The 12,464-nt window shown below is 52.2% G+C and carries 11 protein-coding genes, 1 tRNA gene and 2 pseudogenes; 8 read left to right on the top strand and 6 right to left on the bottom strand.

What is annotated here, in order from left to right; all coding sequences use genetic code 11:
• The first annotated feature begins 16 nt into the window (after positions 1 to 16).
• The 5 genes from FAZ14_RS03420 to FAZ14_RS03400 are packed head-to-tail and all read left to right on the top strand — an operon-like array spanning position 17 to position 4,158.
• Complete coding sequence (locus FAZ14_RS03420; protein WP_153508021.1) at positions 17 to 910, top strand: branched-chain amino acid ABC transporter permease; 894 nt, start codon at positions 17 to 19, stop codon at positions 908 to 910.
• Positions 903 to 1,790 (top strand): branched-chain amino acid ABC transporter permease, encoded by an 888-nt coding sequence (locus FAZ14_RS03415; RefSeq protein WP_153508020.1) that lies wholly within the window; start codon positions 903 to 905, stop codon positions 1,788 to 1,790. The genes FAZ14_RS03420 and FAZ14_RS03415 overlap by 8 nt, the downstream gene beginning before the upstream one ends.
• On the top strand, positions 1,787 to 2,566 hold the full coding sequence (locus FAZ14_RS03410) for an ABC transporter ATP-binding protein (protein ID WP_153508019.1): 780 nt from the start codon (positions 1,787 to 1,789) through the stop codon (positions 2,564 to 2,566). Before FAZ14_RS03415 ends, FAZ14_RS03410 begins: the two co-directional genes overlap by 4 nt.
• On the top strand, positions 2,563 to 3,282 hold the full coding sequence (locus FAZ14_RS03405) for an ABC transporter ATP-binding protein (protein ID WP_038908613.1): 720 nt from the start codon (positions 2,563 to 2,565) through the stop codon (positions 3,280 to 3,282). Before FAZ14_RS03410 ends, FAZ14_RS03405 begins: the two co-directional genes overlap by 4 nt.
• Positions 3,283 to 3,315: 33 nt before the next feature.
• Positions 3,316 to 4,158, top strand: coding sequence for a VOC family protein (locus FAZ14_RS03400; RefSeq protein WP_153508018.1), 843 nt, complete (start codon positions 3,316 to 3,318; stop codon positions 4,156 to 4,158).
• 564 nt (positions 4,159 to 4,722) lie between these two features.
• Here the strand turns inward: FAZ14_RS03400 and vapC are convergent.
• Both vapC and vapB read right to left on the bottom strand, forming a co-directional pair.
• On the bottom strand, positions 4,723 to 5,127 hold the full coding sequence (gene vapC, locus FAZ14_RS03395; RefSeq protein WP_038908605.1) for a type II toxin-antitoxin system tRNA(fMet)-specific endonuclease VapC: 405 nt from the start codon (positions 5,125 to 5,127) through the stop codon (positions 4,723 to 4,725).
• Positions 5,127 to 5,357 (bottom strand): type II toxin-antitoxin system VapB family antitoxin, encoded by a 231-nt coding sequence (vapB, locus tag FAZ14_RS03390; RefSeq protein ID WP_038908604.1) that lies wholly within the window; start codon positions 5,355 to 5,357, stop codon positions 5,127 to 5,129. Before vapB ends, vapC begins: the two co-directional genes overlap by 1 nt.
• A gap of 145 nt (positions 5,358 to 5,502) precedes the next feature.
• Between vapB and FAZ14_RS03385 the strand changes: the two genes are divergently transcribed.
• Positions 5,503 to 6,347 (top strand): IS5 family transposase gene (locus FAZ14_RS03385; protein WP_153508017.1). Its coding sequence is split into 2 segments (ribosomal slippage): positions 5,503 to 5,848 and positions 5,848 to 6,347, totalling 846 coding nucleotides; the frame shifts between segments, so codons are not numbered across the junction.
• Between the two features lie 42 nt (positions 6,348 to 6,389).
• On the top strand, positions 6,390 to 6,686 hold the full coding sequence (locus FAZ14_RS03380) for a hypothetical protein (protein ID WP_038925303.1): 297 nt from the start codon (positions 6,390 to 6,392) through the stop codon (positions 6,684 to 6,686).
• Between the two features lie 194 nt (positions 6,687 to 6,880).
• Here the strand turns inward: FAZ14_RS03380 and FAZ14_RS03375 are convergent.
• The 4 genes and pseudogenes from FAZ14_RS03375 to FAZ14_RS03360 all read right to left on the bottom strand — a co-directional run.
• Positions 6,881 to 7,510 (bottom strand): annotated as a pseudogene (locus FAZ14_RS03375) (IS3 family transposase); the annotation flags it as partial.
• Positions 7,511 to 7,696: 186 nt separating this feature from the next.
• The gene (locus tag FAZ14_RS03370; RefSeq protein ID WP_153508016.1) at positions 7,697 to 8,725 is read right to left on the bottom strand and encodes an IS110 family RNA-guided transposase; all 1,029 of its coding nucleotides are present in this window, start codon (positions 8,723 to 8,725) and stop codon (positions 7,697 to 7,699) included.
• A 50-nt stretch (positions 8,726 to 8,775) separates the two neighbouring features.
• Positions 8,776 to 9,275: pseudogene (locus FAZ14_RS03365) on the bottom strand (transposase); the annotation flags it as partial.
• A gap of 211 nt (positions 9,276 to 9,486) precedes the next feature.
• A tRNA-Arg gene (locus FAZ14_RS03360) sits at positions 9,487 to 9,563 on the bottom strand.
• 328 nt (positions 9,564 to 9,891) lie between these two features.
• Here FAZ14_RS03360 and FAZ14_RS03355 point away from each other — a divergent pair.
• Positions 9,892 to 12,342 carry a DUF3772 domain-containing protein gene (locus tag FAZ14_RS03355; protein WP_153508015.1) on the top strand — a complete coding sequence of 817 codons (2,451 nt, stop codon included), beginning with the start codon at positions 9,892 to 9,894 and terminating at the stop codon, positions 12,340 to 12,342.
• The last annotated feature ends 122 nt before the right edge of the window (positions 12,343 to 12,464 follow it).

Below are 12,464 nucleotides of genomic sequence, written 5' to 3'. Positions count from 1 at the left end.
TCATCGGGGAAACACCATGCTGCAGTTTTTGATTGATACATTGATTCGCACGGCGGATTTGTCGCTGGTCGCGCTGGGATTAAGCCTGGTGTACGGGCTGGTACGGTTCGCCAATATCGCCCATATGCAATATGCCATGGTCGGTTCCTTTATTACCGCCGCCGGGCTTCGTCTTGGCATGCCGTTGTCTATGGCAATCGTGTTTTCGGCAATAGTCTGCGGCATGCTGTCCATGATGTTGCATCACTGGGTGTACCAGCCGCTGCTAAAAAGCGGCACCGCTAACGCCATGATTGGCTCGCTGGCGGTATCGATGGTGCTGATTGCACTGGTTCTCGGGGTTGAAGGATCGGCCCCGGTGAATTATTCCCTGCCAGTGGGCGAACTCTTGCAGGTGGGGGACACACGTATCTCGACCGACGAGCTCTGGAGCCTTGGCGTCACGATTTCGTTGGTGGTGCTGTTCAGCTTGCTGCTGTTTCGCACGCCGCAAGGTCGTGCTATCCGTGCGCTGGCCAGTAACCGGGATCTGGCGGCAGCCTCCGGGTTGAATGCCAGTGCCATTGTCCACAACGTCAATCTGGTGGCTGGCATGCTGGCCGCGGTGGGCGGCAGCATGCTGGCGATGAACGCCAGCGCATGGGTTAACCAGGGCAATGATCTGATGTTGCCGGTACTCGCTGCCGCCATTCTCGGCGGGCTGGGAAACCCAATGGGCGCTATTTTTGGCGCACTCCTTATCGCGGCAACCGAAACCCTCGTTACCAACATCGACTGGAGCTGGCTGTTCGGCGGCGATTTATTGTTTATCCCGGTAACCTGGGTGAATGCCTCATCGTTTGTGATTTTGCTGCTGGCGCTGTTGCTGCGTCCTTATGGCCTGTTTAACCGGGAGGTCCGCCGTGTCTGAGTTTTTACTGCATATCCTTTGCCTTGGCGGGATCTATGCCATCGTCGCTCTTGCCCTGAATTTACAGGCAGGTTACGCCGGTTTGCTGAATTTCGGTCATATCGTGTTTGTCGGAACCGGCGCTTATGCCATCGGCCTGGGAAGCAATTTTGGGTTGCCGCTGTGGCTGGTGATCCCGGCCGGGTTACTGTGTGCCATGGTTATCAGCGTGCTGATGACGTTGCTGGGCCGTCAGCTCACGGCGGATTACTGGGGCATCGCCACGCTGGCGCTGGCTGAAATCATCCGTATTGTGGTCGTCAATGAAGACCGTCTGACAGGCGGCGCGCAGGGGATTGGCGGGCTGTCCGCACCCTGGTCAACCGGCGATACCGTCGCCGATACGCGTATCTTCGCGGTCATTATCCTGCTCTGCGTCATCGCAGCCACTCTCGCCAGCCTGCGGATCGGCGCCAGCCGGTTTGGTCGGGCGCTGCGCCTGATGCGCGAGCAACCTCAATTGGCTATCTGCATGGGCTATGCGCTGCCGTGGTTGAAATGCCGGGCGTTAATGAGTAGCGCGGTGATGTGCTGTCTGGCTGGTATGTTACTGGCCTGGTACACCGACTATGTCAGCCCGGATTATTTGCTCTCTTCGGAAACCTTTCTCATCTGGAGCATGGTGATGATAGGCGGCATTGGCAATGTGCGCGGCGTGCTGCTGGGCGTGTTGTTGGTGGAAGGGCTGTATAACTTTATCCCCTTCGCAAAAGATTATTTCCATATCGGCTCAGACCTGACTGGCGCTCTGCGCCTGGGGTTGGTGGGACTGGCTTTATTACTCTGTCTGCTCACCCGCCCCGGCGGTCTGTTACCGGAAAAATTAAGGACGTTATCATGAGCCGTTTGCTTGAAGTGGCGGATGTTAGCAAAGCCTTTGGCGGCAACCAGGTACTGACATCCGTATCATTCACGCTGGAGAAGGGCGAAATTCTTGGTCTGCTGGGGCCAAATGGTTCCGGTAAGAGTACGCTGCTTAACACCATTTCCGGTTTTACCCGACCGGATGGCGGCAGCATCACATTTGATGGCCACGCCATTGCTTGTCAGCCCAGTCACCGGATAATCCAGGCGGGCATTGCGCGCACTTTCCAGCTCCCTGTCATGCCGGAAAAAATGAGCGTAATGGAAGTGGTCATGACAGCGGGTACTCGTCAGCACGGCTTATTCAACGGTCTGCTGGGGCTGGCTTCCGGGCGTAAAGTCGAGCAGGAAGACCGAGCCCGTGCCCGTGAATTACTCGATATCTTGTTATTAACCAAAGTGAAAGACCTGCCTGCCGCCGTGCTTTCCGGCGGACAGAAAAAATTACTGGGCATTGCCTGCGCGTTGATGGGCAACCCAACGCTGCTGATGCTGGATGAGCCGATGGCGGGCGTGCACCCGAAATTACGCCAGGAACTGGTGGAAACGCTGGTCAACCTGAGCCGTCAGGGCATTTCGCTTTTGGTTATCGAGCACGACATGCACTTTATTAACACCTTGTGTCAGCGCTGCATTGTGCTGGATCGCGGGCAGATTGTCGCCAGTTGCCACCCGAGCGAACTGGCGCAGAACCAGCAGGTACTGGAGGCCTACCTCGGGCACAGCACCGCAACATTGCAGGAGGCGGTATGATTACCCTCGAAAACGTGGTCGCCGGTTATACCCCAGGGATTGATATTCTGCATGGTATTTCATTGCATGTTAAACAGGCGGAAATCGTGACGCTGCTGGGGCCAAATGGCTGCGGCAAATCCACCTTGCTGAAATCGATTGCCGGTTTTGTCTCCCCGCGCGAAGGACGGGTTGAAATCAATGGCCAGGAAACGGCCAACATTCCGGTGCACCGAAAAATCCGTGAATGCGCACTCGGGTTTGTTCCGCAACTGGACAATGTGTTCAACACCCTGACTGTGGCAGAAAACCTGCAAACCGGGGGGCAGTTTTTAGCGCCCGGTCAGCGTAAGCAGCGGATGGCGCAACTGGCGGAACACTACCCGGTATTACATAAAAAGTGGCAATCGCCTGCGTCCGCGCTTTCCGGCGGCGAGCGACAAATTCTCGCGCTCGCCCGCGCACTGATGCCTGAACCGGCGGTACTGCTGCTTGATGAACCCTCGGCCGGGCTGTCGCCGAAAATGCTGACGGAAGTGTTTAGCGCCATACAAACCATTCGCCGTAAGGAAAAAGTGACTATTTTGATGGTCGAGCAGAACGCCATGGAGGCACTGCACATTTCCGACCGGGCTTACGTACTGGCGCTGGGGAAAGTGGCGATGGAGGGCAGCGCACGGATGCTGCAGGATGACCCCCGTATGCGCGAGCTCTATTTTGGTGGTCGTGCCGCCTGACAGGATCAATAAAAAGAACAGAAGGAATACACCATGCCGATTACACCGGTTATCGATCACGCGGTGATTAACGTCAATGAAGAGCTGGATCAGGCGCAATACCTGTTCCAGCGGATGGGGTTTCAGCTCAGTACGCGGGGACATCATTCGATGGGTTCCAGCAACCATCTGGCCATATTCGCCGATAACTATCTGGAGCTGTTAGGCTATGAGCCTGCCATGCAGACAGACTCGCGAGGTTTATGGAACGTTGCGCCAGGCCTTGCCGGGCTGGTCTGGAAAACCCAGGATGCGCATGCGGTATGGCAGCACCTCCAGCAATGCCAGCTTGATGGCGAGCCACCGACCCGCTTCTTTCGCCCGGTGATACTGCCGGATGGCAGTCAGACTGAGGCCCGGTTCTGTATCTCGCGGATCCGCGCCAGCGCCGTGGAGTACGGATTCAGTTTTTTCTGCGAACATCAGACGCCGCAAGCCGTCTGGCAGCCCGCCTGGCAGGTACATCCGAATGGCGTGCAGGCGCTGTCCGCATTCGTTATCGCTTCGCCTCAACCTGAACAGACGCTGGCGCTGTATTGTCAGTTATTCAATACGGAGGCTCGTGGGGAGGACAACGGCGGCTATGTGCTTGATTCAGGAACCTGCTGCCTGCGTATTATCACGCATCAACAGGCAAGCCTGGAGTTCGCGCTGCCACCAGTCGCTGCGCAGGCCCCGGCAAAAATGGTGGCACTCTGTTTTCAGACAACCTCACTGGAGCAGCTCAGGCGCTGCCTTAGTCAGGGCGATATTCAGTGGCACGAGCAGGACGGCCAGGTGCTAGTGATGCAGCAGCAGGCACAATGGCTGGCGATGCGTTTTGCAGAAAAAGTATAGAGGGGAGGGCTGAAAACGAAGCAAGAGCAGGGCGTGACGTGAATATTCGCCCGCCGATCTTCTGCAGTCATCACCGATTTTAGCCCGGCTGCACGCTCTGGCAGCCGGCAGATCCCGCTACAAATTCAGAGGGCAGCATCCACTTCAGAGGACACCATCCACGATAGCACTGGTCTGCCCAACTTTTGGCGGTTCGCTGTCACCGGGGCGAAGCTGAATAGTTGTACTGGGAAAACGATAAAACCGTGGCCAGTTTTAGTTGGCCATTACAACTTGATGTAGGTTGATACGAGTAGAGTTCGGTAGGGTAGTAACGCGCTAAATTCAGCCAACGCATTGAATTTTAGGCATAAAAAAGACGTCGGTTGATGTTTTGTTACTTAGATATGGCCCCTACAGGATTCGAATTAACCACGTATCTATATTGAAATAAAAGGATTTCTACCAGTTCGAAAAACGTAGAGGCCCCAAATGGGCCCCCAAACCTTTCTGGCTGGATTTTTTGCGGGTTATCCGCAGTAGAGGGTGGATTATATCCTGTTTTGAGGGAGGGCAGCATAGAGCTTATCGGCTTACCCAGTTTTCCACTCGTAGCCCAGGTACACGCTCAAATTCGCGTACATTGTTTGTTATCAGTATTAAACCTGCGGATCGCGCGTGACCGGCTAACATGGCATCATACGGGCCTATGGGGGTTCCTTGTTTCGCCAGCTCGGCACGAATTTGACCGGTATGCACGGCAGCATCAAACCCATAGGACTGGATGTCCAGACGTGCGGAAAATCCTTCTATTACCGCCAGATTCTTTTCTGGATTGGCCGACTTTTCCGCGCCATAGATAAGCTCCATCAACGTGATGGCACTGATCGCAAACTGCCCGTAATAACGCTGAAACGCCTCTCTGACCTCTTGCGGCTTGTTCTTTATGGTGTAAATGCAAATGTTGGTATCAAGCAGGTATTTCAACATCAAAAATCGTCCCTGATCTGTTCATCCGGTTGCTCTCTGGTGCTCATGAAATCCGGTGTAACACCCGCTTCATCAAACCAACTGTCCCAACTTTCGCCTGCCGGAGTAATGATACGCGTGCGGCCAATGGCGACAATATCGACATGCCTAACATCATCGGGTAACGCAACAGCTTTAGGGAGCCGTACCGCCTGGCTGCGATTGCTTTTAAATACTGTGGTTTTTTCCATGGCAGTCTCCTTGGAGAAATTTTGTGCTATCGATAGCATAGAATATTGATGGGATATGTCAATGGGATATACCCATCTAGGGTGTGTCCCGTAACTATTTTTTGTACAATCAGGGACATGATTTCACCACAAGAAGTGCTTTAATTTGGCTCGTTATGATTTTCCCGATGAAGCCTGGGCGCTGATTTTTCCCATGCTACCACCTGAAAGAGGTTCTTCCCGAGTCGGGCGTCCTTACTTTGCGCACAGACATGTCATGAATGGCATATTTTGGGTATTTTGCTCTGGCGCACCCTGGCGGGATTTACCTGAGCGTTATGGTCAATGGAAAACCATTTACAACCGCTTCAATCGGTGGTCTAAAGCCGGAATAATGAACAGAATTTTCAATAAATTACTCCAGATTCTGGATGAAAAAGCGCTTATTGACTGGGATGTTATCGCGCTGGATGGCAGTAACGTTCGCGCCCTAAAAGCGGCTGCCGGTGCGAAAAAAAACATCCCGATGAATGCGAGGACCATGGGCTGGGTCGCTCTCGCGGCGGCTTTGGCACCAAAATCCATCTGGCGACAGATGGCACAGGATTACCGCTGAGTTTTTGCCTGAGCGGCGGACAGGCCCACGACAGCCGGTATTCGGAAACGTTGCTTAACCGGGTCGGGATTATCCGAAGAAGTGGGCATCTGAAATCACGTCCGAAAGCAGTACTGGCGGATAAGGGTTACTCAAGTAACAATCTCCACATTCATTTGAAAATAAAGGGAATAAAAGTAGTAATTCCGTTTAGATCGAATGAGAAATCCAGCCAGGACAGACGTCGGCCCCTCGACAAATGCCTGTACAAAAAACGCAATGTCGTGGCGCGTTGCTTTGCGATACTCAAGGAAAATCGTCGTATTGCTACACACTCGGAAAAAACAGCCAGAAACTACCTGAGTATGCTAAAGCTGGGGGCGATCAGGTTATTTTTGAAGCGGTTGTTAAGTTAAGGGACACGGCCTAGTAGGAGCTAATTTGCGAGGCTCAGTAAAATGAAAGAAATAAAGTTAATGGCTGATTATCATTGCCATCCATTATGGGGAACAACTCCAGATGATTTTGGGGACATACCCCCCGACGAGTTGCCGATATCTTTGGAGTTAAAGGATAGCCTTGACGCTTGGGCAAAGCGATATGATGCCATACTCAATACAGATGATCCGGCATCGTCTGTTTTTAACAGTATGGAAGAGGAAAAGCGATTTATTGATGATGGTTATAAATTAGCTGAGCTTCTTCAGAAAGAGCTAGGAAGTACATATAAAATTATATATCACGCTGATTACTAAACCGTACTCAACTGTGGGACAGGAAATGTTTTGTCATTACCGTCATGCAGAGGGTATGACAAAACCGCCCGGTCAGGGCGATGCCCCGACACCCCACCGTTAAAACAAAAACCCCCGGTATGACCGGGGGGTGGTTACCCGGCGAACTTAAGGCCGCCGGGGTAATGACCTGCCCCCAGTATTAGATACAACGATCAGTTAGTAATGTCGGTTTGTTTACCTTCTAATTTTCCATTTCTCCAGCTTGCTGCAAATTCAGACGGTGTCTGGTAATTCAGCGATGAATGAGGTCTGGACTCGTTATAGTCCTGCCGCCAGTCATTAATGATTTTCCGGGCATGGAGAATATCGCTGAACCAGTGTTCATTCAGGCATTCATCCCGAAAGCGACCGTTGAAACTCTCAATAAATCCGTTCTGCGTTGGCTTACCTGGCTGGATAAGTCGCAACTCCACACCATGCTCAAAGGCCCATTGATCGAGCGCACGGCAGGTAAATTCCGGGCCCTGAACGGTTCTTATTGTCGCCGGATAGCCACGAAACAGCGCGATGCTGTCCAGAATGCGTGATACCTGAACGCCTGTAATCCCGAAAGCAACGCTGATCGTCAGACACTCCTTCGTGAAATCATCAACGCAGGTCAGGCATTTAATCCGGCGACCACTGGCCAGCGCATCCATGACAAAATCCATTGACCACGTCAGGTTGGGACCTGCCGGACGCAACAGCGGAAGCCGCTCAGTCGCCAGACCCTTACGGCGCTGTCTGCGTTTTACGCCCAGGCCATTGAGATGATAAATGCGGTAGACCCGTTTGTCGTCTAATCAGTCAATATCAGGATCAGATGGAGTCTTTGTCGTCTTCGTAGTCATTTTTTCGATGCTACAACATGTTGCAAAACGTCGTCTTCATTCCTATGTGATTCCCGCAAGGTTTTCACCCTGCAAAGCGAGTCCCGGAATTGAAGTTTAAGACGGTCTCAGTCTGATTTGATTATGATTTTTTACTTCTTAATTTACCGCTTTAAGCCGTTCATTATAAAAAGTCTCTGATTTCCACATGCTTAGCATCAATGTTGTCAGCTTTCTCGCCAGGGCAACAATAACTTTCTTGTAGCCCATTCTGTGCCGGAGCTCATTTGCCCATATGGCCAGACTTGTATCAGTGCCATAACGGGTCAACAGGCAGGATGCTGCTTCGTAGATAAGTGTGCGCGTCATTCTGTTGCCCTGCTTTGAAATTCCCCCATTCCTGTCTACCTCACCGGATTGGTACTTTTTGGGCGTTAATCCGAGGAAAGCGCCAGCATCACTGACTCGCCTGAAGCGCGAAGGGTCATCAATTGATGTTTTAAAGCTTAATGCTGTCAGAACACCCACACCCGGAATAGATTGTAATATCTGACAAACAGGATCTTTCCGGGCAAGTTTTTCCAGCATATAGTTAAATTTTCTTATCTGCCCGGAAAGATGTTCCCACGTATCCAGCAGCATAATAACTGCAGGTTTAACGGTTTCCAGCGAAGGTGATGACTCAAGCACAGCACGCTCAAAAACACTGTTTTTCCCGGGAGGAAGAACAACGCCGAATGTTTTCAGGAGCCCGCGGATCTGATTCGTTACGGCAACCCTGAGCTGAACCAGTTTTTCCCGGCTGGTCAGAATGAGTCTTTGCTGATGACATTCAAGGCTTTTGACATGCACCGGTTTGTACCATCCGGAAAGGACCAGCCGGGCAATACCAAAAGCATCATTTTGATCGGTTTTATTTAACTGCATCGACAATGCGGCATGAACATGGCGGGCATGAATACAGTCAATGTCCAGGCCAAAACTCTTGAGTGAATGGTAAAGCCAGACGCAAAGCGGCCCTGTTTCCAGACCCACTTTCGACTTATCAAATCCTTCAGAAAAGAGATAATCAGCTATAACACCAGGATGCGTATCGACGTTAGCCATACGAATTTTATTGCCGTTATAGTCTATAACGCAGATGCTTGTTTTCTTTTGAGAAACATCAAGTCCAACGAAGGTTTTCATGACAGCCACCTCAGATATCACAGACCGGGATCGTTTTAAGATTACAGCATGTGGTTAACGCAAAGGCCTTCACGACGCAGAAGCTGCCAGATACGCCGGTAACCGAAACGTCGGCGTTCCATTGCCAGTTCGGTGATACGTGCAGACAGATACGCATCAGTAGCCGGGCGGTGCGCATCATAACGGCAGGTCGACAGGGACAAACCTGTCAGCCTGCAGGCACACCGTTGCGACAGACCTGTCGCTTTGCACATCACTGTCACGGCTTCCCGCTTCTGGTCTGTCGTCAGTACTTTCGGCCCAAAGCCACCTGTAGTGCCTCTTTATCCAGCATGGCTTCGGCGAGCAGCTTCTTGAGGCGGGCGTTCTCTTCTTCAAGTGACTTAAGCTTTTTTACTTCAGGTAATTCCATGCCACCAAACTTCTTACGCCACGTATAAAACGTGGCGTCGGAGATGGCGTACTTACGGCAAAGTTCGCGGGCGGAAACACCCGCCTCGGCTTCGCGAAGAATATTGATGATCTGTTCGTCGGAAAAACGCTTCTTCATGGGGTTGTCCTCATGTTGCTGATGAAGACATTACTAACATCGTCGTGTGTTAATCAATGGGGAGCAGGTCACCCATAGAGGCCCCCAACATCGACTTGATTTCCAGTATGCTGGGTTGACCTCGGTGGAGCTCAGCGACAGAAAATCCTAGTGGTATCAATGAATATAACGGGGTTTTGTTGAATTCGGTAGAGTCTGGCAGAACTTAAGATGGTACGCCCTACAGGATTCGAACCTGTGACCTACGGCTTAGAAGGCCGTTGCTCTATCCAACTGAGCTAAGGGCGCCTTGATGACATACAGTCGCTTGGCGATGTGGGCTGGATTATACCGGGCATCACTGATGAGTCAATGAATTGGCGCGCGATTCGGGTCGGTCGGCGAATCCCTGAACAACTGTCGTATTATCCCTTGTTATTGTTGCAAATCACGTCAGCATATCGGGAGTGTTCTCGCACGTTGAGCAGTTTCGGCGATATCTGTTTGAGTTTTACCTTCATTGCTGAGTAAGTTAGTAGCCACCTGCCTGCAGAGTGACGTGGGTTCTTATTTTATAGGCAACCGGTATGGGGTGTGCTGTACCGGCTGTCGACAGTATCAAGGGTACATTGAGTGTATGCGTAAAAGGTTATTCGGGGTTTATGGAGTGATGCTGCTGATGGTGTTGTTTGCTTTCAGCTCCGTGAGTATGGCGGCGACAGACCCGGTATCAGATGGTCAAGGGGATGCCGTAGAAAAAGTAAATGTGGATACCGAACTGGTGAAGTTGCAAAAACAGCTCGATGGTATCAAACAACAGGTTTCCGGCACGACCACTGACGCCAGGCTCAATACGCTTAACGATACCACGCTGGAATTGGTGACCAGTGCGGATAAGCTTGCGGGTGTCATTGCACCGATGCGTACACAGTTGCAGGCTCAACTGGATGTGTTAGGGCCAGCGCCTGCGCCGCAGGCCGCAGTGAGTGAAACGGCGGAGGTGACGCGTAAACGCGCTTCGCTTAATCAACAAAAACAAAAGCTGGATACGCAGGCGAATCAGGTTCAGTCGATAAAAACCGGTGCTGAGAACCTGTCGACGCAGATTCTGGCATTACGCCGCAATGTGCTGAAAAGTCAGCTGGCGCTCAATTCCGGTAGTATTCTTGGCAGCCGATTTTGGTCACCCATAATCAAGCCGTTGCAGGAGGATATGGAGCGTTTATCTGACTTGAGAGATGACCTGGCTGAAGCGTTTAGCGCCGCCTGGCAGCCTGAATGGCGTTATGGTTCGGCGTTTTTCCTGTTTCTGGCGATAGCGCTGGGTACGGTCGGTCGAAAGCTGCTGGAGAAATATCTGGCGCGTGCGGGGATTCATCTTTTGCCGGAAGGCCGCCTGAGACGCAGTTTCCTGGCTATCGCAGTGGTGTTTTCCACGGTGCTGACGATGGGGCTGGCCATTCTGTTGGTGGATTATGTGTTCACCCGTCATGGCGATGTGACTGATCGCGCTGAAGGCTTCATGGAAGGACTGGTGCGGCTGGTTGTGTTCTGCTCGGTGATTTCCGCGCTCGGGCGGGCTTTTCTCTCCAATAAACGCCCATCGTGGCGATTACCGGCGATGGCTAACCCGGTGGCGAAGGCGATGGCGCCGTTCTTGATTATTGCCACCAGTTTCATCGTTATTTTTGGTGTGATTGAACAGATTAACACGGTTAGCGGCATTTCTGTGGGGGTGACGGTCGTGGGCAACGGCCTGTCGTCACTGTTTCTGGCGCTGGCGTTTGGGACCATTGCCTTACGCAGCGATCAGATTCGACGGCGTATGGTAGAGGCTGGCGAAACGCCAGAAACTCGCTCTACGCTGGCGGGATTGGTTCATCTGGCTGTGTTGTTAACGACGCTGGCGGTGCTGGTGTCGCTGTTGATTGGCTATATCTCGCTGGCTCGCTTCCTGACGTATGAGCTGGTATGGGTTGGCATGGTGTTATCGCTGCTGTATCTGATGACGACCTTTGTGGAAGATGTGTGCGAGAGCGTGTTTTCACCCGCATTCGCCTGTGGCCGACAGATTAAGCGAACATTGAATCTGGATGATCGCCATCTGGATCAGGCGGCGACTGTTTTGTCCGCCGGGTTGAAAGTCATGCTGATTTTGATGGCGATTGTGGCATTGATGAATGGCACCTTTGGCTCCACGACACCGGTTGAACTGGTGCAAAAAGTCGTCGAAATCTGGGGTGGAAAAGGGCTGGAGTCCATCAGCATTGTACCTGCCCATCTGGTCAATGCCATTATCCTGCTGGTGATTGGTATTTATAGCCTGCGGGTGTCTCGCCGTTGGCTGGAGCATGATTTTTTCCCGAAAACGATGCTGGAAGCTGGTATCAAGGCGTCACTGGTAACGTTGTATTCCAATATTGGCTACATCCTGATTATTCTGCTGACACTGGCGACGCTCGGCATCGAGTGGAGCAAGCTGGCCTGGATTGTCAGTGCGTTATCCGTCGGTATCGGGTTCGGTTTGCAGGAAATCGTGAAGAACTTTATTTCCGGGTTGATCCTGCTGACGGAGAGGCCGGTCAAAGTGGGGGATTTGGTCAACATCAGTGGCGTTGAGGGGGATATTCGGCGTATTAATGTGCGTGCGACGGAAATTCAGTTGGGAGATCGTTCCACCGTGATTGTGCCGAACTCCCAGTTTATTTCGCAGAATGTCCGCAATATTACGATGGGTAACCCACACGGTGTCGCCACGCTGGCACTCACTTTCCCGCTGGATATCGATCCGGAAATGGTCAGGAGCATTCTGCTCGATGCTTACCACGAACATGAAAAAATTCTGGATACCCCGGCACCGTCTGTCATGTTCAGCCAGTTGACGCCAAACGGTATGGTGCTCAGTGTCACCGGCTATGTCGGTAGTCCACGTATGGTATCGTCAGCCAAGAGTGACCTGTTGTTCGACATCATCAAGCGCTTGAGAGCAGAGAATATCCCGCTGGCCGTGCCGCAAAAAATGGTGCTGGAAAGCAGCGTGGATATTTCCTCGCTACAAGCAGAAGCGTTACCGCTGCCCAGACAGTAAAGCGCTGGGAGCGGGAGTCTGGATAGCTGGTGAGTAGGGAGGGCGAGACCGTCGAGACCGTATTGTGCCTTCGGCATTTAAGGTGCCTTGCTGCCATCGTAACAAACCGGCACGTCGCTTCA

It is taken from the genome of Dickeya oryzae, assembly GCF_009372235.1.
Classification (GTDB): domain Bacteria; phylum Pseudomonadota; class Gammaproteobacteria; order Enterobacterales; family Enterobacteriaceae; genus Dickeya; species Dickeya oryzae.
Note: the sequence above shows the minus strand (reverse complement) of the source record. Positions and strands in the feature narration are given on the sequence as shown.